The organism is Fibrobacter sp. UWB10 (genome assembly GCF_900182935.1).
GTDB classification, from domain to species: domain Bacteria; phylum Fibrobacterota; class Fibrobacteria; order Fibrobacterales; family Fibrobacteraceae; genus Fibrobacter; species Fibrobacter succinogenes_O.
The window spans coordinates 88,430-114,225 of record NZ_FXUE01000003.1 but is presented as its reverse complement, the minus strand read 5'-3'; the positions used below and the strand labels follow the sequence as shown (position 1 = coordinate 114,225).

The 25,796-nt window shown below is 52.3% G+C and carries 23 protein-coding genes; 12 read left to right on the top strand and 11 right to left on the bottom strand.

From position 1 onward, the window contains the following. The first annotated feature begins 84 nt into the window (after positions 1 to 84). From QOL41_RS09345 to carB, 5 genes are all read left to right on the top strand, one after another. Positions 85 to 2,205, top strand: coding sequence for a glutamine synthetase III family protein (locus tag QOL41_RS09345; protein ID WP_283429546.1), 2,121 nt, complete (start codon positions 85 to 87; stop codon positions 2,203 to 2,205). 178 nt (positions 2,206 to 2,383) lie between these two features. Beyond that, positions 2,384 to 2,581 carry a hypothetical protein gene (locus tag QOL41_RS09340; RefSeq protein WP_283429545.1) on the top strand — a complete coding sequence of 66 codons (198 nt, stop codon included), beginning with the start codon at positions 2,384 to 2,386 and terminating at the stop codon, positions 2,579 to 2,581. Then, a complete protein-coding gene (gene carA, locus QOL41_RS09335) occupies positions 2,578 to 3,756 on the top strand; it encodes a glutamine-hydrolyzing carbamoyl-phosphate synthase small subunit (RefSeq protein ID WP_283429544.1) in 1,179 nt (392 codons plus the stop codon). Before QOL41_RS09340 ends, carA begins: the two co-directional genes overlap by 4 nt. After that, complete coding sequence (pyrG, locus tag QOL41_RS09330) at positions 3,743 to 5,407, top strand: CTP synthase (protein WP_283429543.1); 1,665 nt, start codon at positions 3,743 to 3,745, stop codon at positions 5,405 to 5,407. The genes carA and pyrG overlap by 14 nt, the downstream gene beginning before the upstream one ends. After that, the gene (gene carB, locus QOL41_RS09325; RefSeq protein ID WP_283429542.1) at positions 5,400 to 8,663 is read left to right on the top strand and encodes a carbamoyl-phosphate synthase large subunit; all 3,264 of its coding nucleotides are present in this window, start codon (positions 5,400 to 5,402) and stop codon (positions 8,661 to 8,663) included. Before pyrG ends, carB begins: the two co-directional genes overlap by 8 nt. A gap of 81 nt (positions 8,664 to 8,744) precedes the next feature. Here carB and QOL41_RS09320 read toward each other — a convergent pair whose 3' ends face one another. Further along, positions 8,745 to 10,238, bottom strand: a complete 1,494-nt coding sequence (locus QOL41_RS09320) for a glycoside hydrolase (protein WP_283429541.1) — start codon at positions 10,236 to 10,238, stop codon at positions 8,745 to 8,747. A 147-nt stretch (positions 10,239 to 10,385) separates the two neighbouring features. Between QOL41_RS09320 and QOL41_RS09315 the strand changes: the two genes are divergently transcribed. After that, a complete protein-coding gene (locus QOL41_RS09315; RefSeq protein ID WP_173652836.1) occupies positions 10,386 to 10,967 on the top strand; it encodes a flavodoxin family protein in 582 nt (193 codons plus the stop codon). A gap of 10 nt (positions 10,968 to 10,977) precedes the next feature. Further along, positions 10,978 to 12,090, top strand: a complete 1,113-nt coding sequence (locus QOL41_RS09310; RefSeq protein WP_283429540.1) for a cation diffusion facilitator family transporter — start codon at positions 10,978 to 10,980, stop codon at positions 12,088 to 12,090. Here QOL41_RS09310 and QOL41_RS09305 read toward each other — a convergent pair. From QOL41_RS09305 to QOL41_RS09280, 6 genes are all read right to left on the bottom strand, one after another. After that, positions 12,065 to 12,709, bottom strand: coding sequence for a DUF4405 domain-containing protein (locus QOL41_RS09305; RefSeq protein ID WP_283429539.1), 645 nt, complete (start codon positions 12,707 to 12,709; stop codon positions 12,065 to 12,067). The genes QOL41_RS09310 and QOL41_RS09305 overlap by 26 nt on opposite strands. Beyond that, positions 12,697 to 13,209: a flavodoxin gene (locus tag QOL41_RS09300; RefSeq protein ID WP_283429538.1), complete on the bottom strand. Its 513-nt coding sequence runs from the start codon at positions 13,207 to 13,209 to the stop codon at positions 12,697 to 12,699. The genes QOL41_RS09305 and QOL41_RS09300 overlap by 13 nt, the downstream gene beginning before the upstream one ends. A 72-nt stretch (positions 13,210 to 13,281) precedes the next feature. Continuing rightward, positions 13,282 to 14,517, bottom strand: a complete 1,236-nt coding sequence (locus tag QOL41_RS09295; protein WP_283429537.1) for a carboxymuconolactone decarboxylase family protein — start codon at positions 14,515 to 14,517, stop codon at positions 13,282 to 13,284. Positions 14,518 to 14,525: 8 nt separating this feature from the next. Next, positions 14,526 to 15,725 (bottom strand): alpha/beta hydrolase, encoded by a 1,200-nt coding sequence (locus QOL41_RS09290; protein ID WP_283429536.1) that lies wholly within the window; start codon positions 15,723 to 15,725, stop codon positions 14,526 to 14,528. 18 nt (positions 15,726 to 15,743) lie between these two features. Further along, positions 15,744 to 16,232 (bottom strand): cyclophilin-like fold protein, encoded by a 489-nt coding sequence (locus QOL41_RS09285; RefSeq protein WP_283429535.1) that lies wholly within the window; start codon positions 16,230 to 16,232, stop codon positions 15,744 to 15,746. Positions 16,233 to 16,248: 16 nt separating this feature from the next. Then, positions 16,249 to 16,788, bottom strand: coding sequence for a flavodoxin family protein (locus tag QOL41_RS09280; RefSeq protein ID WP_283429534.1), 540 nt, complete (start codon positions 16,786 to 16,788; stop codon positions 16,249 to 16,251). A 205-nt stretch (positions 16,789 to 16,993) separates the two neighbouring features. Between QOL41_RS09280 and QOL41_RS14260 the strand changes: the two genes are divergently transcribed. The 3 genes from QOL41_RS14260 (at position 16,994) to QOL41_RS09265 (ending at position 18,758) form a co-directional block, all read left to right on the top strand. Beyond that, positions 16,994 to 17,215 carry a hypothetical protein gene (locus tag QOL41_RS14260; protein WP_283429533.1) on the top strand — a complete coding sequence of 74 codons (222 nt, stop codon included), beginning with the start codon at positions 16,994 to 16,996 and terminating at the stop codon, positions 17,213 to 17,215. A gap of 164 nt (positions 17,216 to 17,379) precedes the next feature. Further along, positions 17,380 to 18,267 carry a LysR family transcriptional regulator gene (locus tag QOL41_RS09270; protein WP_283429532.1) on the top strand — a complete coding sequence of 296 codons (888 nt, stop codon included), beginning with the start codon at positions 17,380 to 17,382 and terminating at the stop codon, positions 18,265 to 18,267. Positions 18,268 to 18,269: 2 nt separating this feature from the next. After that, positions 18,270 to 18,758, top strand: a complete 489-nt coding sequence (locus tag QOL41_RS09265; protein WP_283429531.1) for a GNAT family N-acetyltransferase — start codon at positions 18,270 to 18,272, stop codon at positions 18,756 to 18,758. Here QOL41_RS09265 and bioD read toward each other — a convergent pair. From bioD to bioA, 4 genes are read right to left on the bottom strand one after another with little or no spacing between them, the layout of a single operon-like run. Next, on the bottom strand, positions 18,755 to 19,465 hold the full coding sequence (gene bioD / locus QOL41_RS09260; protein WP_283429530.1) for a dethiobiotin synthase: 711 nt from the start codon (positions 19,463 to 19,465) through the stop codon (positions 18,755 to 18,757). The genes QOL41_RS09265 and bioD overlap by 4 nt on opposite strands. An 8-nt stretch (positions 19,466 to 19,473) precedes the next feature. Next, positions 19,474 to 20,685, bottom strand: a complete 1,212-nt coding sequence (gene bioF / locus QOL41_RS09255) for an 8-amino-7-oxononanoate synthase (RefSeq protein ID WP_283429529.1) — start codon at positions 20,683 to 20,685, stop codon at positions 19,474 to 19,476. Then, positions 20,682 to 21,431 (bottom strand): 6-carboxyhexanoate--CoA ligase, encoded by a 750-nt coding sequence (locus QOL41_RS09250; RefSeq protein WP_283429528.1) that lies wholly within the window; start codon positions 21,429 to 21,431, stop codon positions 20,682 to 20,684. The genes bioF and QOL41_RS09250 overlap by 4 nt, the downstream gene beginning before the upstream one ends. 35 nt (positions 21,432 to 21,466) lie before the next feature. Beyond that, positions 21,467 to 22,777, bottom strand: coding sequence for an adenosylmethionine--8-amino-7-oxononanoate transaminase (gene bioA / locus QOL41_RS09245; protein ID WP_283429527.1), 1,311 nt, complete (start codon positions 22,775 to 22,777; stop codon positions 21,467 to 21,469). Positions 22,778 to 22,918: 141 nt separating this feature from the next. On the opposite strand from bioA, the gene QOL41_RS09240 reads away from it, so the two are divergent. Together QOL41_RS09240 and QOL41_RS09235 are read left to right on the top strand one after the other, a co-directional pair. Next, on the top strand, positions 22,919 to 24,232 hold the full coding sequence (locus QOL41_RS09240) for a GGDEF domain-containing protein (RefSeq protein WP_283429526.1): 1,314 nt from the start codon (positions 22,919 to 22,921) through the stop codon (positions 24,230 to 24,232). 114 nt (positions 24,233 to 24,346) lie between these two features. Further along, positions 24,347 to 25,786 (top strand): vWA domain-containing protein, encoded by a 1,440-nt coding sequence (locus QOL41_RS09235; protein ID WP_283429525.1) that lies wholly within the window; start codon positions 24,347 to 24,349, stop codon positions 25,784 to 25,786. Positions 25,787 to 25,796: the final 10 nt, after the last annotated feature.

Genomic DNA, 25,796 nt, shown 5'->3' with positions numbered 1-25,796 from the left:
CTGCAAAGAAATCGCCACTTTTTGACTTTGGCACGCGTTTTGCTTTTATGGCACCGAAAACAAAAAACATAATAGGAGATTGCCATGAGCAACGAATACAGATTAAAAGCTATCAAGGAAATCGCCAGCGAAAACGCTGGTGCCAACCTTCCCGCAGCACCCGCAAACATCGACTTCTACGGCGAAGACGTCTTCAACGCCGAGGCCATGCGCGCATATCTTCCCAAGGACATTTGCAAGAAGCTCTTCGCCACTATCGATGGCGGCGCACCGCTTGACCCGAGCATCGCTGGCGAAGTTGCTCATGCCATGAAAAAGTGGGCTATCGACCGCGGCGCCACCCACTTTACTCACTGGTTCCAGCCTCTTACCGGTTCCACCGCCGAAAAGCATGACTCCTTCCTCGAACCCGAAGATGGCAAGGCAATCCTCGCCTTCAGCGGCAAGAACCTGATCGTCGGCGAACCGGACGCATCTTCTTTCCCGAGCGGCGGCCTCCGTTCTACTTTCGAAGCCCGCGGCTATACCGCTTGGGATCCGACCTCTCCGGCCTTCATCAAGCGTCACGGCAACGGTGCAACGCTCTGCATCCCGACCGCTTTCTGTAGCTATACTGGCGAAGCCTTGGACAAGAAGACTCCGCTTCTCCGTTCTATTCAGGCCCTCCAGAAGTCCGCCGACCGCCTCATGGGTCTCTTCGGCGTTGCCCAGCAGAAGGTCACCGTTACCTTGGGTGCCGAACAGGAATACTTCCTGATTGACAAGCGCTTCTACCTGCAGCGCCCGGACCTGTACCAGGCCGGTCGTACTCTGTTTGGCGCCGCTCCGGCAAAGCACCAGCAGATGGAAGACCACTACTTCGGTAGCATTCCGGCACGCATTTTGAACTTCATGAACGAAGTGGAAAAGGAACTCTGGAAGCTCGGCATTCCGGCAAAGACCCGCCACAACGAAGTCGCTCCGGCCCAGTTCGAACTTGCTCCGATGTTTGAAGAAGTGAACCTCGCTTGCGACCACAACATGCAGATTATGGAAGTGCTCCGCCAGGTTGCTGACCGCAACGGTCTCGTTTGCCTGCTGCACGAAAAGCCGTTTGCCGGCATCAACGGTTCCGGTAAGCACAACAACTGGTCTGTGAACTACGGCAAGACCAACCTCTTGAACCCGGGCAAGGACCCGCACCAGAACGCCATCTTCCTCACCACGCTCTGCGCTGTGATCTACGCTGTCGACACCCACGCCGACTTGCTCCGTATGGCTGTTGCTAGCGCCGGTAACGACCACCGTCTCGGTGCCAACGAAGCTCCTCCGGCAATCATCTCCATGTACCTCGGCGACCAGCTCGCCGACGTTATCGACCAGCTTGAAAAGGGCGATCCGAAATCCAGCAAGCAGGCCGGTGCCCTGAAGCTCGGTTCCGACACGCTCCCGCCGCTCCCCCGCGACGCTACCGACCGCAACCGTACTTCTCCGTTCGCCTTCACCGGCAACAAGTTCGAATTCCGTGCTCCGGGTTCTAGCCAGAGTTGCTCTGAACCGAATGTCATCCTCAACACGATCGTGGCCGAAGCCTTCGACCTCATCGCCGACAAGCTCGCCAATGTTCCGGCCGACAAGTTCCACGAAGAACTGCAGAATCTGTTGCAGAAGATTGTCAAGGAACACAAGCGCGTTATCTTCAACGGCAACGGCTATACCGACGAATGGGTGGAAGAAGCAGCCAAGCGCGGCCTCCCGAACATCCGCACCACCATGGAAGCCCTCCAGGCTCTCAACAAGAAGGAAAATGTGGCCCTGTTCGAAAAGTATGGCGTATTCAACAAGCGCGAACTCGACTCCCGTTACGAAGTCAACATGGAAGATTACCACAAGAAGATTCACATCGAAGGCAAGATTGCATTCGATATCGCGAAGAACGTGGTGCTCCCGCAGGTACTCTGTGCATACACTAACGCATTGAAGACCAACGAGTTAGCTAAGGGCCAGGGCTTCTACGCAGTTGACGGTTACGCTCGCGAACTCGGCGAAAAGCTCAAAGAACTTGATGCCGCAGTCGCCCAGATGGAAACCGCTCTCGGCGAAAAGCACGAAGTCATTCTCGACGCTATGGCAAACCTCCGCATTATCGTGGACAAGATCGAAAGCATCGTGCCCGACGAAAAGTGGCCGCTGCCGAAATATCGTGAAATGTTGTTCATTTACTAATCGTACTCCAGAACCTCATAATAATCCGAACCTCAAAAATGCAATTCGTCGGCCTCGCGCCGGCGGATTGCTTTTAAAAAGGCAAATTTTACAAAAAGTGAAACAGCGTGTGCTCTTAAAAAAATCTTCTAAAATTCCCCTTCAACACAGAATAAAGAATTACTATATTTTGAGCCCGATGAAAACATCGGAATCCATCGAGGCACACATGAGTACCGCCGTTGCAGGAATCTCGCAACGCAACCAGGCGACTCTCTCTGGATTTCACAAAATTTTCCTTTTTTCTGTTTTTTATCGTCTTTATCGTTTGGCAAAAGCTTCTGGCTTTTGCCTTTATTTTTATCCGGATTTTAACTACACAACGAGTACATTATGACTGATAGATTCAACTGGAAAGCGAAACGCGAAAAGAAGGCGTTTCTGGCACTGGCAGACGGAACCGTTTTTAGGGGCTACGCCTTTGGCGCTCCCACCGACACCGTCGGCGAAGCCGTGTTCAACACCGGTATGGCCGGTTACAAGCAGATTTTGACCGACCCCTCTTACGCGGGTCAGTTCGTGGTGTTCACCACTGCCGAAGTCGGCGCCTACGCCGCAAACATTGAAAAGTCCGAATCTCGCGACGTGTTCCTGAACGGAATTGTCGTGAACTCGTTGGATGAAGTCAGCCCGGAACTGAAAGAAGAAAGCTTGCACGAATACATGCGCAAGCACAACAAGCCGGGCATTGCAGGCGTCGATACTCGCGCCCTCACAATCCACCTGCGTGAACATGGCGCCCAGAAGGCTTACCTGCACGTAGACTGTTCCGACATCACTGAAGAAGAAGCCATCAAGAAGGCCCAGGAATGGATCGGTCTGGACGGCCAGGACTACGCAAGTAAGGTTTCTGACCCGAACGGCTACGTTCTCAGCACCGAAGGTGACTTGCAGGTGGTCGCACTCGATTTCGGTATCAAGACGAACATTCTGAGAAACCTGGTAAGCCAGGGCATGAAGGTCACGGTGCTTCCAATTACCGCCACCTACGAACAGATTATGGCCAAGAACCCCGACGGCGTGTTCCTTTCGAACGGTCCTGCCGACCCGAACAGCCTTCCGCAGGTGGTCGCCGTTGTCAAGCAGCTCTTGGGCAAGATTCCTCTGATGGGCATTTGCCTGGGTAACCAGCTGCTCGGCCTCGCCTTGGGCGCAAACGTTTCCAAGCTCAAGTTCGGCCACCACGGCTGCAACCACCCGGTCAAGAATGTGAAGACCGGCGCAGTCGAAATCACGAGCCAGAACCACAACTATGCGATCGATGCTATTACGCTCCCCGAAGAAGTCGAAGTCACTCACATCAACCTGAACGACAACACGGTCGAAGGCATTCGCCACACGCAATTGCCGGCATTCAGCGTGCAGTACCACCCGGAATCTGCTCCGGGCCCGAACGATTCTCTCTACCTGTTTAGTGAATTCAGACAAATGATCGAAGAATTCAAAGCAAAACAAGTCAGCACCCCCAAGCCCGCAGAAGTCCCCAAAGAGGTAAAAAATGTCCTCCTCTAAAGCTGCCGCAAAAAAACAGACCAAGTACATTTTCATTACCGGCGGCGTGGTCAGTTCGCTCGGTAAAGGCATCACCTCCGCTTCGCTCGCACTCCTCCTCAAGAGCCGCGGCTACAAAGTGTTCATGCAGAAGCTCGACCCGTATCTGAACGTAGACCCGGGTACCATGAGCCCCTACCAGCACGGCGAAGTTTTCGTGACCGACGACGGCTACGAAACCGACCTTGACCTCGGCCACTACGAACGCTTCGCTGGCGTGCAGTGCTCCAAGGCATCGAGCTATACCTCAGGCCGCATCTATTCTTCCGTACTCGCGAAGGAACGCGCGGGCAAGTACCTCGGCGGTACGGTGCAGGTCATTCCGCACATTACCAACGAAATCAAGGACGCCTTCCGTTCTGCAGCCGAAAGCGGCGCAGACATCGTGCTCTGCGAAATCGGCGGTGTCGCAGGCGACATCGAATCTCTCCCGTTCCTCGAAGCTGCAAGACAGTTCCGCTTCGAAGTCGGCGTCGAAAACACTTGCTTTGTTCACCTGGTTCTCGTGCCTTACTTGAAGGCTGCAGGCGAACTCAAGACCAAGCCTTCGCAGCACTCAGTTGCCGAGCTCCGCAACATCGGTATTTTCCCGGACATTCTCGTGTGCCGCACCGAAATGACAATTCCGCAAGATCACTTGGACAAGCTCGCGCTCTTCTGCAACGTGAAGCCCGAATGTGTAATCGAAGAAAAGGACGTGAAGGACTCCGTTTACGCAGTTCCCCGCGAACTTTCCAAGCAGGAACTTGACCTCCGCGTGCTTGAACAGCTCCATCTGAGCGTACACCCGATTATCCACTCCGAATGGGACAAGCTCGTCAAGAAGGCAACCCAGCCCAAGTACGAATGCACCATCGCGCTTGTGGGCAAATACATCGCCATCCGCGACGCCTACAAGTCCGTGCACGAAGCCTTGCAGCATGCCGGCATGGAACACAACGCCAAGGTAAAGGTGGAATGCATCGAGGCCGAAGAGCTTGAAAAGAATCCGAACCTCATCAAGAATGCCGACGGCATCTTGATTCCGGGCGGGTTCGGTAGCCGCGGCGTGAACGGCAAGTGTGTTGCCATCAAGTATGCCCGCGAACACAAGATTCCGCTGCTGGGAATTTGTCTCGGCATGCAATGCTGCGTGATTGAATTTGCACGCAACGTACTCGGCTGGAAGGACGCCAACTCCACGGAATTCGACGAAAAGACTGCCCACCCGGTCATCGACCTGATGGACGAACAGAAAAACGTCACCGAAAAGGGCGGCACCATGCGCCTCGGCGCTTACCCGTGCAAGCTCATGAAGGATTCCAATGCTGCCAAGCTCTACAAGAGCGAAAAGATTAGCGAACGTCACCGTCACCGCTACGAATTCAACTACAACAGCGAATTCCGCAAGGAACTCGAAAAGGCCGGCCTGAAAATCGCCGGTACATCGCCCGACGGCAAGCTCGTTGAAATGGTGGAAATCAAGAACCACCCCTACTTTGAAGCCTGCCAGTTCCATCCGGAATTCAAGAGCCGTCCTACGGCACCGCACCCGCTGTTCAGCGGACTTGTAAAAGCAGCACTTGCTCAAAAGAATAAGAAAAATGTGAATGGAGGCAAAAAGAATGCCTAAGCGTACCGACATCAAGAAAATCATGCTCATTGGTTCTGGCCCGATTGTGATTGGCCAGGGCTGCGAATTCGACTACTCCGGCGTGCAGGCCTGCAAGGTGCTGCGCCGCGAAGGTTACGAAGTGGTGCTCGTGAACTCCAACCCGGCCACCATCATGACCGACCCCGAAATGGCCGACCGCACCTACATTGAACCGCTGAGCGTCGATATTCTGCACGAAATCATCCGTCGCGAACGTCCGGACGCATTGCTCCCGACACTCGGTGGCCAGACCGCTTTGAACCTCGCCATGGAACTCAATGAACGCGGCATTTTGGACCGCTACCAGGTGGAACTCATCGGTGCAAAGGCCGAATCCATCCAGCGCGCCGAAGACCGTCACCTGTTCAAGGAAGCCATGCTCAAGATTGGGCTTGACCTCCCGCGTTCCGGTTCCGCACACTCCATGAGCGAAGCAACCGCTATCGCCAACACCATCGGCAGCTGGCCGCTGATTATCCGTCCGGGCTTTACCCTCGGCGGTACGGGCGGTGGTATCGCCCACAATCCCGAAGAATTCGAAACCATCGTGAACCGCGGTCTCGACGCCTCGCTCAACAACGAAGTGCTTATCGAAGAATCGCTCCTCGGCTGGAAGGAATTCGAAATGGAAGTCATGCGCGATAAGAAGGGCAATGCCGTTATCGTGTGCTCTATCGAAAACCTCGACCCCATGGGCGTGCATACAGGCGACTCTATCACGGTTGCTCCGATCCAGACCCTTGATGACCGCGCTTACCAGGCCATGCGTGATGACTCCCTGAAGGTCATGGAAGCTATCGGCGTGGAAACCGGCGGATCTAACGTTCAGTGGGCAATCGAGCCCAAGACCGGCCGCCGCATCATCATCGAAATGAACCCGCGCGTGTCCCGTTCTTCTGCTCTTGCTTCTAAGGCAACGGGCTTCCCCATCGCAAAGATTGCAGCATTGCTCGCTGTGGGCTACACCCTCGACGAACTCCGCAACGACATTACGCAGACGACCCCGAGCTGCTTTGAACCGGCACTCGACTACGTTGTGGTCAAGGTTCCGCGTTTCACCTTCGAAAAGTTCCCGAAGGCCGATTCTACTCTCGGCACCCAGATGAAATCTGTGGGCGAAGCCATGGCTATCGGCACCAACTTCAAGCAGGCCATGCAGAAGGCCCTGCGCTCTCTGGAAACAGGTTACGGTGGATTCGGTTCTTGCGCCAAGTGCGAACAGTTCAAGGCCTACGACAACGAAAAGCTCACCGCCGAAGTGGCACGCCCGAGCGCCGAACGCATCTTCGTGCTGTACGAAGCCTTCCGTCGCGGCTGGAGCATCGAAAAGCTCTACGAACTCACCAAGATTGACCGCTATTTCCTCCGTCACTTGGAAGAACTCGCCTACTTCGAAGACGAAATCAAGGCAGCCAAGTCTCTCGCCGGCCTCGCCAAGAACCTCCCGCTCTTCCGCCAGGCCAAGGAATTCGGCTTTAGCGATATCCAGATTGGCTACATATTCCACAAGCGTCCCGAAGACGTTATGGAAGTGCGTAAGCAGATTGGCCTCAAGCCGAGCTACTACTCCGTAGATACTTGCGCCGGCGAATTCGAAGCCATTACTCCGTATTACTACAGCTGCTACGCCGAAAATACGGAACCGGTTCGCACCATCATGGGCAACCGCGGCAAGAAGCGCATCATGGTGCTCGGCGGTGGCCCGAACAGAATCGGTCAGGGTATCGAATTTGACTACTGCTGCTGCCACGCCGCCTTTACGCTGCGTCGCGAAGGCTACGAAGTCATCATGGTGAACTCGAACCCCGAAACGGTTTCCACCGACTACGACACCTCCGACAAGCTTTACTTTGAACCGCTCACGCTCGAAGACGTGATGGGCATTTACGAACGCGAAAACTGCGCGGGCGTGATTGTGCAATTCGGTGGCCAGACTCCGCTGAACCTCGCCATGCGTCTCAAGAAGGCCGGCGCAAACGTCGTAGGTACAAGTCCCGAAGACATCGACCTCGCCGAAGACCGCGATTTCTTCAAGCAGCTGGTTGACAAGGTCGGCATCAAACAGGCCGAAAGCGGCATCGCCCACAACGTGGAAGAAGCCCTCGCCATCGTCGAGAAAATCGGCTACCCCGTGCTTGTGCGTCCGAGCTTCGTTCTCGGCGGCCGCGGCATGGTGATCGTCTATAAGGAAAAGTACCTCCGCAAGTTCGTGGAAGAAGCCGCCGCCATTGGCGAAGGCAAGCCGATTCTTATCGACCGCTTCCTCGAAGACGCAACCGAACTCGACGTGGACTGCATCAGCGACGGCAAGCACACCGTGGTGGGTGCCATCATGGAACACGTGGAACCCGCAGGCATTCACTCCGGCGACTCCGCAAGCGTGATTCCGCCCATGACGCTCTCCAAGGAAATCCAGGATAAGGTTCGCAAGTACGCCAAGGAATTCGCAAAGGAACTCCACGTGGTCGGCCTCATGAACATGCAGCTCGCCGTGAAGGATGGCGAACTCTACATGATCGAAGTGAACCCGCGCGCATCCCGTACGGTGCCGTTCGTTTCCAAGTCCATCGGCGTCCCGCTCGCAAGCTACGCCAGCCGCTGCATGCTCGGCGAATCCCTCGAACAAATCGGCTTTACCGAAGAAGTCCACGTGCCCTACGTGAGCGTCAAGGAAGCCGTGTTCCCGTTCGTCAAGTTCCCGGGCGTGGATATCACGCTTTCTCCGGAAATGAAGTCCACCGGTGAAGTCATGAGCCTCGATCGCGACCGCGGCCTTGCCTACCTCAAGAGCCAGCTCGCTGCAGGCAACAAGGTGCCGAGCGAAGGCAACATTTTCGTCTCGCTCAAGGACGAAGACAAGCAAAAGGCCGTCCCGCTCATCAAGCGCCTCGTGGACATGGGCTACAACATCTACGCCACCCGCGGCACCTCGACCCTTCTCTACAACGAAGGCATCAAGACCCGCGCCGTGTTCCGCATCTCCCGTGGCCGCCCGAACCTGCTCGACCTTATCCACGATAAGGAAGTGCAGTGGATCGTGAACACCACCGAAACCGGCGCCGAAGCCATGGTCGACGAAATCCAGATGCGCTCCAAGGCTGTGGTCTCGGGCATTCCTATCACCACGACCATCGCCGCCCTCACCTCTACCGTGGAAGGCCTCATGGACAAGCACGACTTCGGCCGCTTCGAAGTCTGCAGCCTCCAAGAATACCATAGACACGTGAAGAAGTAAACCACGCCCTTTAATACCAAAAGCGCAGACTCAATCGAGCCTGCGTTTTTTACTTTAACTAACCCTATATCTTGAATTGGGCTATTTCAAAACCATATGTTGCGTTTTGGTATTGCCACGTTTGACCATGTACACGCCGAAGCTTAAGCCAGCGTTTGTCATGGCGTTGCGGAGTTCACCGAAACATTCGACCTGGAATTCGCCAACAAACGCTCCAAGCGGGCTAAACACCTTATATGTGCTTTGGAGGCTTTGGGGGGCAGAAAATCCGAAGGCGATAGCCTCTGTAGAATCTGCGGGCGGTTCCACCTTTGGTTCCTGCCACAGAATGAATTCGACTGTCGTTGCACTGCGGGCCGGAACGCTGTAACTGCACTTTGTATCGTCAACCTGAACTTCGTCACCTTCCTTGAGGTTATTGTTGTCGTCGGTAACGTAGGGCTTGAAACTTCCAATTTTCGTGTTTCCGAAGTCAAAGTCCGCCTTGAATTCCTCATTCTTGGAATTGAGAATGACGACTGCAATTTTCGTCTTGAGGGAGTCGCGGTAGGCGGTGACTTTTACATCTCTTTCGGGATTCTTTGTGGCATCAATTCTCCAGGAGCCGGGGCGGGCGAAACGGCTGAAGTTCCCCATAACCCAAAGTCGCTTGGTGGGCTCCACGTTGTCGGGGTTGCCTTGTCCTTGCGGCCAGAGGGCTCCGTTGCCACAACTGGCTTCACTGCAGGAATAAATCCACCAGAAATGCCAGGCGTTCATGTTCGCAATAGTCAGGGCGTCATGGATTACACCTGCAACGCGGAGAGCACTTCCCATGCCCACGTCTTCCTTGTTACTTCCAAGATCATAGACTTCGGTTTCCCAGAATTCTTTACCGGCTTCGTGAATTTCAGGGTATGCGGCCGGATCTCCACCGTATTCGTGCGTTCCAAAAATGTCCGTGTATTTCAGGGCAGCGGGATAATTGAAGAAAGCTTTTTTGTAATTGGGAAATCCGTACCAGTTGATGGCTTCGGTACCAATAATTTTGATGCCCGTGGTATCAAGGGTGGGGCCGAGGTAGTCGCCGACCCAACGCGCCAATTCATCGGGTTCATAGTGGTTATCGCCAGTGCCGTCGGGTTCGTTCTGCGACGAAATTGCATATAAGTTAACACCAGCATTTCGCATATCTTGCGTAAACTTCAAGATGGTGTTGGCCCAGTCTTGGGCGTGATTGAAATCCAAATGCTTTTTGTCACCGTCGTAATTTACGGTGTATTTGGATGTCCATGGGGCTGCCCAGACCTTGACGCCGTATTCACTCGCCTTTTTTGCGATACTTGTTTCGGAGGTAGTGCCGTCCGGGGCGATGCGGATACGGTGCAGCGTAAGCCCTGCGCCACTGGTAGAGTCCCAAAGGAAGGCTGCGTTCTTGTCGGTGATAGAGCCAGCCCATGCCGAAGCGGCTCCAAAGCCACTGATACGCTGGTATTCTTTGTCCATGTCAACGTTTATCGTTGCAGCACTAGCAAGAGTACCCCAAAATGCGATGGACCCCGCAAAAAGAGAAAATCCCTTTATTGAAACCGTCATAAAACCTCCCAATTGAACTTTACTTACTATAAAATATGTTGAAAAATTCACTTTATTTACGGCTAAAATCGAATTAGCTTTGATAAAATGACAATAGAATGTTGTATCTTTCAACAGGTATAAAAATCAAGCTCACCGGAGTTTATCATGAAAGTCGTCTTGTTCAACGGCAGCCGTCGCGAAAAGGGCTGCACCTACACCGCACTGAACATTGTCGCGAGCGAACTCAACGCCGCAGGCATCGAAACCGAGATCTTCTTTGTCGGGGGCCGCGTGCTCAAGGGCGAAACGGAAGCTGTTGTCCACGAAGCCAAAGAAATTCTGAAGTCCGCCGACGCGGTGGTCTACGGCTCTCCTGTTTACTACGCCTCACCCAGTGGCGAAATGCTGATGTTCCTCGACAGGCTCTACGGCCTCGCCGAAGCGGAACTGCTTTTCAAGCCCGCCGCCACAGTCGCATCGGCACGCCGCGCAGGCACCAGCGCCACCCTCGACGCACTGAACAAGTACCCCACCTACGCGCAGCAGCCCTTGGTGACCTCGCGCTACTGGAACATGGTCCACGGCTCCAGTCCCGAAGACGTACTCAAGGACGAAGAAGGCGTACAGATTATGCGCGAACTCGGCCGCAACATGGCTTGGCTCCTCAAGAGCATCGAAGCGGGCAAGCAGGCGGGCATTGCGCAGCCTGTTGCCGAAAAGAAAATTTATACGAACTTCATCCGCTAAGAGTTTTCACATGAACGAAGCAGAAAACCGTCAAAAGGTCATTGTCCGGACAAGCATCATCGGCATCGCTGCAAATATCGTGCTGTCGGCATTCAAGGCATTCGTCGGCTTTGCCACAAACTCCATCGCCGTGACTCTTGATGCGGTGAACAACCTTTCCGACGCGCTGTCTTCGGTCATCACAATTGTGGGAGCCAAGCTTTCGAACAAGTTGCCCGACAAGAAGCACCCGCTGGGTTACGGGCGAATCGAATACCTGAGTGCAATGGTGGTCGCGGCAATCGTGCTTTACGCCGGCGGCACCTCGGCAGTAGAATCCGTCAAGAAGATTATCCACCCCGAAACAGCGGACTACTCCACGGCTTCGTTGGTGATTATCGCCTCGGCGGTGGTGGTAAAACTCGTGCTCGGGAAATTCGTGAAGCGCCAGGGCGAGCGCGTGAATTCGGGAGCGCTTGTGGCGTCGGGTGCAGACGCACTGTTCGACGCCATCCTCTCCCTTTCGGTGCTGGCATCGGCCATCGTCTTCATTCTCACGGGAATTTCGCTTGAAGCCTACGTGGGCCTCGTAATTTCAGGATTCATCATCAAGTCGGGCATGGGAATGCTGATCGAAACCCTGGACGACATTCTAGGCAAGCGCGCCGACGGCGACCTGGTCAAGAAAATCAAGGCGTTGCTCACCGAAGAACCGCAAGTCCACGGTGCCTACGATGTCATCCTCAACAATTACGGCCCAGACAAGTTCCTCGGTTCCGTGCACCTGGAACTTCCCGACACCATGACAGTCGAAGAACTCGACGAACTCACCCGCAGGGTGCAGGCTCGCGTGCACAAGGAAACCGGCGTACTTCTGACAGGCGTGGGCGTCTATTCCTACAACACAAAGAACGATGAATCCGCCAAGATCCGCAGTAACGTTTTGAAGCTGGTAAAAGCACATGAATGGGCTTTGCAGCTCCACGGATTTTACGTAAACTTCGAAGAAAAAGCAATCCGTTTCGACGTAGTCATGAATTTCGAAATCAAGCCGCAAGAAGGCCTCGACATCCTTTACAAGGAAATCGGCGAAGCCTACCCCGACTACGACCTGCATATTAACGCCGACATAGACGCGTCGTAACAGCCATTAGGCTTGCGAACAGCGCCATGATGGCGATGTAGTCTAGCGCGAACAGCAAATAGCCGCGTTCCAGATTCAGGAAGAAGAATGGTTGCTGGAGTGTAAGGTATTTCCAGAGGCCGCGGGCCGCAAATGCATATATTCCGTAAGCAGCGAGCGCGAATGTTATGCCCGTTGCGATCTTTCCACGGATAAACAGCGACAAGTGCAGCCCGATATGGAGCGATACAAAAATAAGGTACCAGTGACTCGCAAGCATGTGGGCGTTACGAGCAAAACTTGCTCCACTTTCAATGCCGAGCCAAGAGAATACATGGTTCGAAAGCATCACGCCGCTAATCATCAAGAACAAGACGCACACGATAACGCCTGCGTTAATGACCGTCCGCACGATTCGCAAAGCGTTGTACTTTCCCTTGAGCATTCCCTTAATCCACGCGCGATTCCAAACAATGTGAACCGCCCATAGGATAAACAAGACAACGCCCAAGATTTCGTGAACTAGTCCACTATCCAGCACTTCGCCGAAAGCATTATAAAAAAGACCGTTCCCACCCATCAAAACGAGGGTGAGCACGGCCATTGCGATATCTAATGTACGGCGGGCTATTTTACCCACTTGTCCACTTCCTTCTGCGCTTTTTCGCGTTCATTCTGTGCGACATGCCCGTAGATGGCGAGGCCCGCAGTCACGTTCGCGCCGGTCACCTTCTTGAGCTTGGCGACTCCCGAAAGACCGCTGCCTTCGTGCGTCATGAACGGGTGAATCGTCTTGCCCTTCAGATTGTACTTTTCGAGGAAGGTGAACATGGGCATCGGCATCTCGCCCCACCACACCGGATACCCGATGTAGATTTCGTCGAAGTCCTCGGGATTCACGTTCACGGGCTTAATCGCCGGGCGAGCATCCTGCGTGAGTTCCTTCTTCGCGACATTGATACAGTCGTCGTATTTCTTGGGGTATCCCTTTGCGGGTTCCACGTGCAAGAGCGTGCCGCCCGTCTTTTTCGCAATCATCTCGGCAATGATTTCGGTGTTGCCCTTGGTGATTGTTCCGACACCATAGTTTTCGTCTGCGCGCGAATAATACGCGACCAAGATTTTCTTTTCGGTAGCCATAGTGACTCCAATGAGGAAAGTTAAGAGGATGAGGATTGTGCGTTTCATAATGGTTGCTCGCGGTGAAGGTTACTATTGTAGTTTACTATAATCTTCGTCGCTTACAGGTTCAAGCCATTCATTGCTGGTGCCTTCGCCGGGGGCTTCGAACGCGATATGGCTAAACCAGGAGTTTTTCTTTGCGCCGTGCCAGTGCTTGACATTCGCAGGGATCACTACGGCATCACCCGGATTCAGGCTTACGGGAGCCTGTCCCTCAATTTGATACCAGCCACTCCCTGCCGTTACAATCAGCACCTGACCACCACCCTTTTTTGCATGATGGATATGCCAGTTGTTGCGGCAACCCGGTTCAAACGTGACATTGTTCATCGGGAACCCTGACTTGGCATCCGTAACAGAATTCAAATATGAATTTCCGATAAAGTATTTGGCGTAATTCACATTGGGTACACCAATCCCGAACTTATTCTGCTTTGCAAATTCCACCGAATCGCTAACGATGTTGTCTTTTGCAGATTCAACAGCCAAGACCTTTACACTACCTTCAGCCGCAGCCTCCTTCAAAAGGCGTAGCGCATTCAGAGTACGCGGGTATCCGCAATAGGGCAAACAGGTATAAATCGCCTGTTCCACGTATTCGGCCGTGCGAATCTTGAGGTTCGCACCGATATGCGCCTTGAGCTGCGGTTCTGTTCCCAAGTTCACGAGCATCACCATCGTCAAGAGTTCACGAGTTTCAAGGTCAAGCCCCTTGCGGGTATAGTAATCGCCAAAGCAGTTGCTCGCCAAGAAGTAATTGATAGTCGGCATCCCGTCCTTTCCGTTTTTCGCCATGTCGCGGAAAGTCTGGCCAAACAGCGTCCCCTGCGCATCTGCACCCGCCTCCAGGCGGGACTGCGCCGTCACCGTTGCTCTGTATTCGTCCACCTTCACGTTCTTCGCCTTGAATACGCCACGGACAATTTCCACCGCATCGGCAACACGCGGGAACCCCGAATACGGAGCACACTGGTAAACCGCTTCCAGGATTTCCTCGGGCGAAACCCCCTTGGCAAGTGCCGTCGCGACTTCTTCGGCAAGGAGCGTTCCCGACTGCTGCACCGTAAGCGACACGATGCGGATGAGTTCCACTTCACGCATTTTGACTAGCGGAGTCTTGCCCGGGACCTCACTTTCGATGAAGTTGTCCATAACGGCACGCATTTCGGCATCTTGCGAGAACGCCTTCGATTCGCCCTTGCAACAATCGCATGCGGCAAGCATCGCGCCCAATCCAAGAATTCCCATAATTATTCCTTTTTTCATGCCGCATCCTACTTCAAATTTGCCTTGAAGAATTCTTCCATTTTGTCGTAAGGAATCCTGCCGTTCACATCGTCGTAGAGGTCGGTGTGGACTGCGCCCGGGAGGATCAGGAGTTCCTTGTTGCCGACGGTCAGGCTCCAGTTCTTCGCAGGGTCAAGCTTTGCGGGGACCTTGACCTTCTTGCCGGTCATCTTTTCGAAAGCACCTTCGCTGAAGTAGCGGCTGTGGGCTTTTTCGCCATGAATCACGAGCACGGCACTTTCGATTTCGTTGGCATAAGCGAGCAACTTTGTATTCAACAGAGAAGTTGCAGCAGACTTTATCCAACCAGTATTGCTGTTAAGCGAACGCTTGTGATAGCCACGAGGTGTCTTGTAGTAGTCGTAGTAATCCTTCACAAAGAAGGGGGCGTCAGCCGGGAGCGGGTCTACCACACCGCCAGCGAGTTCGTATTTGCCTTCCTTGAATTCCTTGGTGCGTTGCGCCATCAAAGCCTTGCGCATTTCGTTACGAGCCTTAGCGTTATTGGCAGATTCAAAGTAACCGTTGGCGGTGACGCGGCTCATGTCGTACATGGTTGAAGCGACGGTCGCCTTGACGCGAGTATCGATTCCGGCGGCATTGATTGCCATGCCGCCCCAGCCGCAAATGCCGATGATGCCGATGCGTTCCGGATCAACGTCGTCGCGGGTCGAAAGGAAATCTACGGATGCCATGAAATCTTCGGTATTGATGTCCGGGCTGTTCATGTAGCGCGGCTCGCCGCCCGATTCGCCGGTGAACGACGGGTCGAAAGCGACGGTCAAGAATCCGCGTTCAGCCATGTGCTGCGCGTAAAGCCCAGAGGATTGTTCCTTGATGGCACCGAACGGGCCAGAGACCGCGATTGCGGGGAACTTGCCGTTCACCTTGAGGCTCGTGTCCTTGGGCACGAACATATCGGCGGCGAGTTCAATGCCAAAATGGTTCTTGAAAGTGACCTTGGAATGTTCGACCTTGTCGCTCTTGGGGAAAACCTTGTCCCATTCGGCGGTGAGGTTAAGCTTATTCATATCTTTCTCCGGTGCAGGTTGAGCAGTTTCAGTTGTGGGCTGCGCGGCCGGCGTTGCAGCTCCCTGCGCAGCATTGTTTTCTTTTTCGGGGCAGCACGCCATCAGGGCGCAGGCGGAAACCACGGCAAACGCCGCTTTTAAGAATTTGGATTTCATGTTTTTCTCCTTGTGTTTTTATTTTATTGAAAAAGTTACAGTTGCATTGCCGTCACCAAGAATCTGCTTTAAGCGAGTCTTGTTTACGTTGTCAATTTTACCAAGCCGTGTAAAGTTCCAGAAATTCTTGTCGTAATATATGGTTATGGATTTCCCTTGATACAAGATAATGTCGCCGGCATCGGTGTCGATTTGCGTATCGTTGCGCGGGAAACTTTGCGGTAAATCCGCCACCTTCTCAAAGTTGCCGTAATCATGCATATCAAGCGTCAAGTCGCCCTGCGTAAGGAATTCTGCGAACGCCTGCGCCGAAGAATTTTCTGTAAGCGTCGCGGTAAAAGTCGTGTCGTTCACGCGAATTTTGAGTTTCATCGAGGTTTCCGTTGTTGCTGGAATTTTTTCCACTTGCGCAGATGTAGTTTTCGAATCGGCTTGTGTCGGGCTAGACGCTGCATCGCTGGAACAGGCCGCAAACAGAAGGACAATTATGGTCAACAGGTATTTCATAAAAATGCTCGTTTGACTAAACTTTACTTCCCATTGCGTACACTTTCTTCAAAAGTGTAGTGCGTTCCTTGACATCGCCGGGATTCTCGGCACCGGTAGCGCAGATACCGCCCTTGAACTTCACGCCGTCAAAACAGGCTATCCAACCGCTGATGCCGCGCTTCGCGATGTTCATCGCCTTCTTGTCAGTATCGGCAGCGGATGTAAGCAGGTAAATCTCGCGGAACTTGTAATCACTTACATAAAGGGAATTTGCGCGATCGAGCATCGTCTTGAGCTGACCGCTCATTTCGTAATAGTAAATCGGCGTCGCGAACACAATGACTTCGGCCTTCTTCATCTTCGTAGCGATAGCGTTTGCATCGTCATTGATGACGCACTTGCCCTTCTTCTGGCAGGCAAGGCAACCCGTGCAGAAAGCAATCTTCTTGCCCCGCAGCGAAATGACTTCCACCTTGTTGCCCGCCTCGGCGGCACCCTTCGCAAATTCCTGTGCCATGGCCTCGGAATTGCTCTTGGTACGCAAACTGCTCGAAATCACTAGAACGTTTTTCATAATAATCTTCCTTCGGGATTGTCATGCCCGCGAAGGCGGGCATCTTCCTTTACACTCATAATATAACTTATTTGCCATGCAATAGCAAATACTTATTTACTATCATTTGCTATGCTTTCTAGGCATAGATATAAACAAAAAGAAACCGACCCAATAGTAAACAACCCCGATTTTAATGTTACGGAATTCAGTAACATTAGATTCAATGCCGGTAGCAATGGTTATGTTCTTTCCGCCAAGCAATGGATTGAGCGGACAAATGCAATCGGGCTTATTTCAAGTGCCGGTCATTATCCGTTCTAATCAAGGAAGGTTTGCCTCAGCCGGAGCGATTGCAAAAACTGAATCAGATTGCGATAAGCCAGATGACGGTATTAGAATCCATCGGAGAGAACAAGTTGCTGAAATGAGTGATTGGGTTGACTGATTTCAAACTGTTTAAAGAAAGCCGGGGCTGCAAGCAGGGGGATGCTTCCCCCTCAAAAATCAACCTATGCCTTTTAGGCATAATAATGTATATTGTATAAAAGAAACGCTTAATGGATTCTATCGCCTCTTCGAGGCTCTAGAATGACATTTTAGGAAAAGGCTATGGAACTACGGACTCTTAAATACTTTTTGGCGGTGGCCGAGCAGGAAAGCTTTTCGCAGGCGGCGAACAATGTGCTGTTTGTGACGCAGCCGACGCTTTCGCGCCAGATGCAGGAACTCGAGGAAGAAATCGGGGCGCAGCTCTTTGTGCGCAGTAACAAGAAGACGACGCTGACCGAAGAGGGCTTGCGTTTCAAGAAGCGTGCGCAAGAAATCATGGAGCTCGTGAAGCATACCCAGAAGGAATTTGCCGAATCGAGTAAGGAAGAAATCTCGGGCGATGTGTATATCGGCGGCGGCGAAACGAAGGCGTTCAGCATCATTGCGGCGGCTTGCAAGCGCATGCAAAAGGAGCATCCTAAAATTTGCCTGCACATCACCAGCGGCAACGCCCAGGATGTGACCGAGAAGCTGGACCAGGGGCTCTTGGACTTCGGACTTTTGGTGGAGCCTGTTGACAAGTCGAAATACGAATTCGTGGAACTCCCTGCAAGAGACACGTGGGGGCTGCTTGTCCGTAAAGATCATCCGCTTGCGAAAAAAGGCTTTGTGACGGTACACGATTTGGAAAATATTCCGCTACTGGCCTCGCGACAGACTATGGCGATGCGGGAGTTCTCTGGTCAACTTGGGCGAGATGTCAATTCGCTTAATATCATTGCAACATACAATCTGATTTATAACGCATCTGTTTTTGTGGAACAGGGACTTGGAGCAGCTTTCTCGCTGGAAGGCCTCGTGAATACGGGCGGCAAGAGCAAACTCGCTTTCGTGCCGTTCACGCCATTGCGCACTAGTGGTCTCGTGGTCATATGGAAAAGGAATCCCGTATTCAGCAAGCCCGCCGCGCAGTTCCTCAAGTCCTTGAAAGCGGAATTGGAGAAATAATCATGCTCAAAATCGAAGCCTACAACGAAAAGTATATCAACGAAGCCATTGCAATCTGGAACGACATCGTCGAAGACGGCATCGCATTCCCGCAAAAGGAACCACTTGACGCGCAAACGGGAGACGCCTTTTTCAAGTCGCAGTCGTTTACGGGTATCGCCATCGACACAGACTCCGGCGAAGTGGTCGGACTGTACATTCTTCACCCAAACAACGTGGGACGTTGCGGACACATTTCAAATGCGAGTTACGCCGTCAAGAAGAACAAGCGCGGCCAGCACATCGGCGAATTTCTCGTGAAGGATTGCCTCGCCAAGGCAAAGGAAATCGGCTTCAGGATTTTGCAATTCAACGCCGTCGTCGCGACGAACACCTCGGCGCTCAAACTCTACAAAAAGCTCGGATTTACCCAGCTCGGCGTAATTCCCAAGGGATTCCTGCTCAAGGACGGGAACTACGAGGACATTATCCCGCACTATATCGAACTTTAAAACGGTTGAACGCCTAGGTCAGTGTCGCCGTCTTTGATTTTCACAAGGATTTCAAGGTCCGTCAGGTCTTGCATCATGCGGATGTTATCGTCTTCCATTTCCAGGTTTCCGCTAGAGCCGTAGCGGTTTACGATGAGCCCACGAATGTCTAGGCCGCGGCTACGGGCATATTCTACCGTGAGCACGCAGGCGTTAATGGAGCCGAGCGCCGCCGTCGTCACCACGAGAATCGGGAGGTTCACAGTCTTGATAATGTCTTCAAGGAAAATCTTCTGGTCATCATAGCGGATGGGGCAAATGATTCCCCCGCTGCCTTCGGCAAAAATGAATTCGTGGCGAGCGCAGGCAGCATCAAAATCGGCTTTGACCTTCGTCAACTCCACGGGATTCCCTTCTTTGCGTGCCGCGAGATGCGGAGAGACAGCTTCTTTATAGACATAGCTCACGAGCTGTTCTTGCGAATCAGAGAGACCTGCAATGCGTTTCACGTAATCGGCGTCACCGGCAACCCATTTGCCGTCGCGGAGTTCTGCGCCGCTGAGGGCAGCCTTGTAGTAGCCCGCATCGATGCCGGAATCGCGCCACTTTTTAACGAGAAGGGCGGTCACAAATGTTTTACCGACATCGGTTCCGGTCGCTGTAACGAAATATCCCTTGGATTTAGACGAAAGACGAGAGACGAGAGACGAGAGATTTTTGAGGGTCATATTTTTAATCAAAGCTTTTTTATGATTTGAGCGATGGTTGTTGCTGCGATCTGGAGTTGTTCTCGCGTATGTGTAGCCATCAGGCTTGCACGCAGGCGGGCTTGCCCCTTGGCGACTGTCGGATAACGAATCGCAGGAATCAAGATCCCCTGCTCCTGAAGTTTTGCAGAAATCTGCATCGCCTTCGCTTCGTCACCGATGACAATCGGCACAATCGCCGATGGAGACTGTTCTACGTTCACGCCTTCGCGTTGCAATGCTTCGCAGAAAAATTTCACGTTATCGCGCAAATTTTGAACGCGTTCAGGATGCGTGTCGATGTAGCGCAAGTTATTGCAGGCTGCTGCGGCAACAGCAGGAGCCATCGCGGTCGTGAAAATAAAGCTGCGAGACTTGTTTTTTAGAAATTCAGTCAACTGCTTCGGACCCGCCACGAAGCCGCCTTCGGCGGCGACGGCTTTGCTCAATGTTCCTACGGTTACATCGGCGTGAGCACAGCCGTAGTGTTCGGCAAGTCCGCGACCGGTCTTGCCGAGCACGCCCGTGGCGTGTGCTTCATCAATCATCAAGAGACAATCATTTTCTTTCGCAATGCGTATGAGTTCCGACAGATTCGCAAGGTCGCCGTCCATACTGAAAACAGCATCGGTCACAATAAGCTTACGAGGGGCCGGCAACGCAGACTCGCCCGTTCTAGACTTTTCCGCTTCTTGAATCACCCGCTGCAAATCCGCCATATCATTATGCTTATAGACAAAGCACTTGGCACGAGAAAGGCGAATACCGTCGATAATGCTGGCGTGGTTCAGTTCATCGCTAAAGATAAAGTCGTTCTTGCCGCACAAAGCCGAAATCGTGCCGACGTTCGCCATGTAGCCCGTATTGAACGTAATGGCAGATTCTTCGCCCTTGAATTTGGCGATAAATTCTTCCAGTTCCTGATGCGGAGTTTTGTTGCCCGTCGTAAGCCGAGCGCCGCCGCTACCTGTTCCCCACTCCAAGACAGCCTGGGCCATCGCCTGCTTAAGTTCATCGATGTTGGCAAGATCCAGATAAGAATTGGACGCCAGAAGAATCTGTCCCTGCAAAGCGCCATCGGGCATACGGATTTTCACCCGCGACGATTCAGGCGTCTCCATCAAGCGCATCGAGCGATAAGTGTTATTCGCCCGCGCCGCTTCCAAAGCGTCTTTCGTAAAAATGTCAAGAATGCGACTCATGCTCCGACATCCACCAAAACTTTTTTCTTCTGCAAGTACTCGATGCATTCTTCGGCAGAAGCCTTACGCGAATCAAACAAGAAAATGCGACCTCCGTTTTCGTCGCCCATTTCCTTCATCTTCATGATGCGCACATAGCCGAGTTCCTTGCTCGCGACATAGCCCGTCACATAATTCGGGTCATCACTCACACAAAATTCCGCCACCATTCCGGGCGCATTCGCCACCTTGGTCGCAAGTACAATCGCTTCGTTAAAATGATTCTTGCAACCATCAACTTCGCTTGAACGCAACGCATCCATGTAAGTCGCACGCACACCGCGTTCGTGGTCAGGTTCCAGACGCTCGCCCGTCGCAATGTCGTAAAGCATCGCACCACGCATCGGGAATGTAGCGCGCAAAAGTTCCTGCAACTTTTCGCGAAGCCCGCAACCAGAACCCATCAGCGGGGTAATCAGTCCAAAAGCCTTGTCCAGTCCTTCCTGCCACGTATCTACATCGATACGCGTCACGGGCAAAGCCTTCAAAATCCGGATATCATTTTCGCAAACCTTTTCGATTTTCACGTTGATAAAATCCGGGTCGCCCTTGGAATGCGTCATGGCGCGTCGCACCATCGCCGTACACACAGCCTCTACGGAATCCCGGCCCACAATGCGTTCTGCACCGGAAATATGCTGTTCGTGTTTCTGTTCGCCTTCGCCCACTTGCTGCGAGGCTCGCATTTTCAAGCTATAGTATTCCATTCACTTTGTCATGCCCGGCATGACCGGGCATCTCCTTATTCGTGAAATTCATCTTCACCTTCTACGACAGGCGCGGGTTCACAATCACCAATCATCTTGATGGCTTCGCAAATGCGGTCAACTTCAGAATCGGTCGTAATAAGCGGAGGCATCGTATAAACGTAATTGCAGAAAGGCCTGAGCCACACGCCGGTTTCGCGAATCACGCGCAGAATATCGTTCGCCGAAGGTTTCGCCTTCAATTCCAAGACACCGATAGCGCCAAGCACTCGTACATCGGCCGCATTTTCAAGCGCACGGAGCGGTTCCAGATTCTGCTTCAAGCGCTTTTCGATCCGAGCAACGCTCGTGGCATAATTGCGACTTTCAAACAGCGAAAGCGAAGCGATTCCCGCGGCACACGCCAACGGGTTTGCCATATAAGTGGGGCCATGCATAAAGGCAGGAATTTTGCTATTCGTAATTGTTTCAGCAACCTTCTCGGATGCAACGCAGGCAGCCATCGTAATGCTTCCACCCGTAAGCGCCTTGCCGATACACATAATGTCCGGCTTAATGCCAGCATGCTCCATCGCAAAACGCGGGCCCGTGCGGTAAAATCCCGAAGCAATTTCATCCAGAATCAACAGGATGCCATAACGGTCGCAAAGTTCGCGAAGCGCCTTCAGGTAGCCTGCGTTATAAAGCCACATGCCGTTTCCGCCCTGAAACACGGGCTCGCAAATCACGGCAGCGATTTCATCCTTATGTTCCTCGACAACGCGTTCCATCGAAGCGAAATCAGATAGATTCCAAGCCTCGTCAAAGCGGCAGTTCGGGCGTTCCGCAAAATAATGATGCGGCATGATCCCGCGGAAAAGCGTATGCATTCCGTCAGGGTCAGAAAGCGCCATCGCGCCAGCAGTATCGCCGTGGTAGCCGCCCTTCAAGGCGACCAACTTGCAACGCTCCGAGCGGCCCAGCGAATGCTGGTACTGCACCGCCATCTTGGCGCTACATTCCACGGCGATGCTTCCCGAATCCGCAAAGAAAATCTTGTTGAGACCTTCCGGCAAAAAATTCACCAGTTTTTCGCCGAGTTCAATCGCGGGCTCGTGCGTAAAACCGCCGAACATCACATGGCACATCTTTTCGCTCTGCTTCTGAATCGCCTCGACGATTTCAGGGGCATTATGCCCGTGCGCCATGCACCACCAACTCGATACCGCATCAATCAGTTTCAAACCGTCGGCCGTTTCAATCGTCGTTCCATGAGCGGATTTTGCAAGGAACCTGGCCGGAGTATTCTTCAGCGCCGCATACGGGTGCCACAAATGCTCGCTATCAAAATCAAGTAGCCTGTTCATTTGCGGCCAAATATAGAAATTTCCCTACATTTTCCCCCAAAAAGGACATTATCCCGCATTATATAGAGCTTTAAAACGGTTGCACCCAATTTTCCCCATTGAAATGAATATATTTTTATAGGTATCTGGAGCAATGATTTTATGGACAATTACAAAAAATTTGTAGCAGACCTTCCTGTGAACTCTGCGGAGTTTTTCACAGCTATAACTCACGCCGCCACAGAACTGTACATTTCGATGCATGTACTTGATCTTGAGACCAATACGGCGTTCCCTATCAAGAGTAACGAATTCATCGACAAGTTCATGAAATGCGGTAGCACTCTACAAGAAAGTATTACCAATATCATGACGAACCTTGCCTGCCCAGAAAGTGTTGAAATCATCAAGAACTTTACAATCCTTTCAACATTGCCGGAGCGCCTGAAAGATACAAATGTTATTTCAGAAATTTTCCATGGAAAGATTCACGGTTGGAGCAAGGCGATATTTGTACGCGTTGGTGACGATAAGCCACTACGTCGAGTCCTATACCTTGTCGAAAACGTGAACGCACAAATGACAAAGCTGGAACAAGAGAAAGAACTCTTGGAACAGAACCGAAAGCAACAAAACATGATCAACGCGCTCATGAACGGATACGCCTCCGTTGCCAGTGTCGATTTTGTAACGGACAAGGTGGAAATTTTCCGCACTAGCGATCGAATCAAAAGCGCTATTGGCTCTACGAAAGAACCACCGACCTTCAAAGCACTTGTTGAAAAGCTCCTCAACACGACGGTTCTTGAAGAAGATCGGGACAGTCTCAGAAAAGTGGCTGACGAATCCTATATTAAAGAATACCTGCCAGTCGGCAATAGTTTGTCAAAAATATTTCACAACGAACACGGTCAGTATGTTGAAATGAAGGTGGTGCGAACTGGCGAAGAAACAACCGTATTCGGTTTTACCGACAAAACTAACGAAATCACAGAAATCAACGATAAAATCTACAGGGATTCGTTGACTCAAGTGATGAATCGTAAGTATTTCGACGACAAACTCGCATCACAGAATTGCCAAGCGGTCGTAATGGCAGACATTGACTTTTTCAAAGATGTCAATGATAATCACGGCCACCAGTGTGGTGACGTAGCCCTTACCGCCGTAGCATCGATACTGAGTTCATCGGTTCGTAATTTGGACCACGTCGTACGTTATGGCGGCGACGAATTCTTAATCTCGTTCAAGGGCATCAGTCATGAAGTGCTGAAAGTCAGACTTGAACAGATGCGTGCCAAGGCAGAAAAAATCGTACTGAAAGATTACCCGAACGTAAAGTTAACGATGAGCTTTGGCGGGACATTCGGCGACGGAACCGTTTCGGACATGCTCTCTTTTGCCGACAAGGCGCTCTACATATCAAAGAAAAAACGAAACTGTGTTTCCCTAGTTCCGTTTGAAGAAAAAGGTTAAGTCGCCTTTAGACACATTTCAGTGTCAAAAGTCACGGCATTTTGCATAATGCGGCAAGCATCTTGGACTTCGCCGCTTTTTTATTTAATTTAAAGAAAAAACCGGAGGGAAACCATGCTTACCCGCAAATCCAAATTCTTTTTAATGGCAGGAATTGCCGCCTTGTGCATATCCTGCAGCGACGACAGCAACAGCCTAAACGCTAGCGACTCGGGCAAAGACGACGACAAAGTCGCCGACAAAACAGTCATCCCCAATCCAAACATTGAAACGGCAGACGGCGCCACCTTTGAAACCAAAGGTAAAAGAGCTTACAACGACTATGGCACCTTCGAAGAGGCTACAGTCGCTTACGACTCATACGATGGTGATGCCAAGATGGTCCGCACAGTCGACGTCTATACGACAGACGCGCCTTCCGTCGCTCCCGGAAGTATCGCAGATGAATACATTCCCTCAGACTACGCCCCCGGCGAATATGGCGGAGACATCGGCGGAGAATACGGCGGCGAATTTAACGGAAAAACCTACGGCCTGCTCACGGCTTCTGAATGGAACGATTTGGACAATTGGAGTGCCTGGGGTGAAATCTTGACAGGCGAATTTTCCACCAAAACTGGCTACTGGAAATTCTACCCGCACACACTCGCTGCAGTAAAGGTGGTTGACGAAAACGGCACCGGTTTGGCCAACGTTTCCGTAGAACTTCTTAACGGCGATGACGTAGAATTTGCCACCAAGACCGACAACTCAGGCCTCGCCTACTGCTGGGTAAAATTATTTGAAGACGCTACCCAAGAAACCGTAAATGCCGAAGACTTCTCGTTGAAAGTCAACGGCAAGGTTTCCGAAGCCCCCGTCGAATTTTCCCTCTTAAGCGGCGAATTCAAGATTAACACGATTACCAGCGACGCCAAGCAAGCCGACGCCAAAGCAGATGTAGCCTTTATTGTTGACGCCACCGGCTCCATGGGCGACGAAATCCGATTCCTCCAATCGGACGTGAGCTACATTATAGACCACGCCTCTTCGGAAACCAATGTTGCATTACGTACGGCTGTCGTATTCTACCGTGACGAAGGCGATCAATACCTTACCCGCGGCAAGGACTTTTCCACCGATGTAGCAAACACGCAGGCATTCATCGGTGAACAGAGCGCTAACGGTGGCGGAGACTACCCCGAAGCCGTGCACTCCGCACTCGAAGCCACGTTGCAGAACTTCTCCTGGAACGAATCGGCCCGCGCACGCATCGCCTTCTTGATTCTTGACGCCCCTGCACACCATCAGGACAGCATCATCGAAAGTCTCCAAAAGTCCATTACCTTCTACGCCAAGAACGGCATCAAGATTATCCCCGTAGCCGCAAGCGGCGTCGACAAGGACACTGAATCCATGTTACGATTCTTCGACATTGTCACGGGCGGCACCTACGTATTCCTCACCGACGACAGCGGTATCGGCTATTCCCATATCGAAGCTTCCGTGGGCGATTCCGACGTAGAAAAACTCGCCGACCTGATGTTACGACTGATCAAGAAATACGTAGAATAGTTCAAAATTT

What these genes read in the sequence shown, in the direction of transcription:
- QOL41_RS09345 (WP_283429546.1), top strand. Translation starts at nt 85, where the DNA reads ATGAGCAACGAATACAGATTAAAAGCTATCAAGGAAATCGCCAGCGAA.
- QOL41_RS09340 (WP_283429545.1), top strand. Translation starts at nt 2,384, where the DNA reads ATGAAAACATCGGAATCCATCGAGGCACACATGAGTACCGCCGTTGCA.
- carA (WP_283429544.1), top strand. Translation starts at nt 2,578, where the DNA reads ATGACTGATAGATTCAACTGGAAAGCGAAACGCGAAAAGAAGGCGTTT.
- pyrG (WP_283429543.1), top strand. Translation starts at nt 3,743, where the DNA reads ATGTCCTCCTCTAAAGCTGCCGCAAAAAAACAGACCAAGTACATTTTC.
- carB (WP_283429542.1), top strand. Translation starts at nt 5,400, where the DNA reads ATGCCTAAGCGTACCGACATCAAGAAAATCATGCTCATTGGTTCTGGC.
- QOL41_RS09320 (WP_283429541.1), bottom strand. Translation starts at nt 10,238, where the DNA reads ATGACGGTTTCAATAAAGGGATTTTCTCTTTTTGCGGGGTCCATCGCA.
- QOL41_RS09315 (WP_173652836.1), top strand. Translation starts at nt 10,386, where the DNA reads ATGAAAGTCGTCTTGTTCAACGGCAGCCGTCGCGAAAAGGGCTGCACC.
- QOL41_RS09310 (WP_283429540.1), top strand. Translation starts at nt 10,978, where the DNA reads ATGAACGAAGCAGAAAACCGTCAAAAGGTCATTGTCCGGACAAGCATC.
- QOL41_RS09300 (WP_283429538.1), bottom strand. Translation starts at nt 13,209, where the DNA reads ATGGCTACCGAAAAGAAAATCTTGGTCGCGTATTATTCGCGCGCAGAC.
- QOL41_RS09295 (WP_283429537.1), bottom strand. Translation starts at nt 14,517, where the DNA reads ATGAAAAAAGGAATAATTATGGGAATTCTTGGATTGGGCGCGATGCTT.
- QOL41_RS09290 (WP_283429536.1), bottom strand. Translation starts at nt 15,725, where the DNA reads ATGAAATCCAAATTCTTAAAAGCGGCGTTTGCCGTGGTTTCCGCCTGC.
- QOL41_RS09285 (WP_283429535.1), bottom strand. Translation starts at nt 16,232, where the DNA reads ATGAAATACCTGTTGACCATAATTGTCCTTCTGTTTGCGGCCTGTTCC.
- QOL41_RS09280 (WP_283429534.1), bottom strand. Translation starts at nt 16,788, where the DNA reads ATGAAAAACGTTCTAGTGATTTCGAGCAGTTTGCGTACCAAGAGCAAT.
- QOL41_RS14260 (WP_283429533.1), top strand. Translation starts at nt 16,994, where the DNA reads ATGCCGGTAGCAATGGTTATGTTCTTTCCGCCAAGCAATGGATTGAGC.
- QOL41_RS09270 (WP_283429532.1), top strand. Translation starts at nt 17,380, where the DNA reads ATGGAACTACGGACTCTTAAATACTTTTTGGCGGTGGCCGAGCAGGAA.
- QOL41_RS09265 (WP_283429531.1), top strand. Translation starts at nt 18,270, where the DNA reads ATGCTCAAAATCGAAGCCTACAACGAAAAGTATATCAACGAAGCCATT.
- bioD (WP_283429530.1), bottom strand. Translation starts at nt 19,465, where the DNA reads ATGACCCTCAAAAATCTCTCGTCTCTCGTCTCTCGTCTTTCGTCTAAA.
- bioF (WP_283429529.1), bottom strand. Translation starts at nt 20,685, where the DNA reads ATGAGTCGCATTCTTGACATTTTTACGAAAGACGCTTTGGAAGCGGCG.
- QOL41_RS09250 (WP_283429528.1), bottom strand. Translation starts at nt 21,431, where the DNA reads ATGGAATACTATAGCTTGAAAATGCGAGCCTCGCAGCAAGTGGGCGAA.
- bioA (WP_283429527.1), bottom strand. Translation starts at nt 22,777, where the DNA reads ATGAACAGGCTACTTGATTTTGATAGCGAGCATTTGTGGCACCCGTAT.
- QOL41_RS09240 (WP_283429526.1), top strand. Translation starts at nt 22,919, where the DNA reads ATGGACAATTACAAAAAATTTGTAGCAGACCTTCCTGTGAACTCTGCG.
- QOL41_RS09235 (WP_283429525.1), top strand. Translation starts at nt 24,347, where the DNA reads ATGCTTACCCGCAAATCCAAATTCTTTTTAATGGCAGGAATTGCCGCC.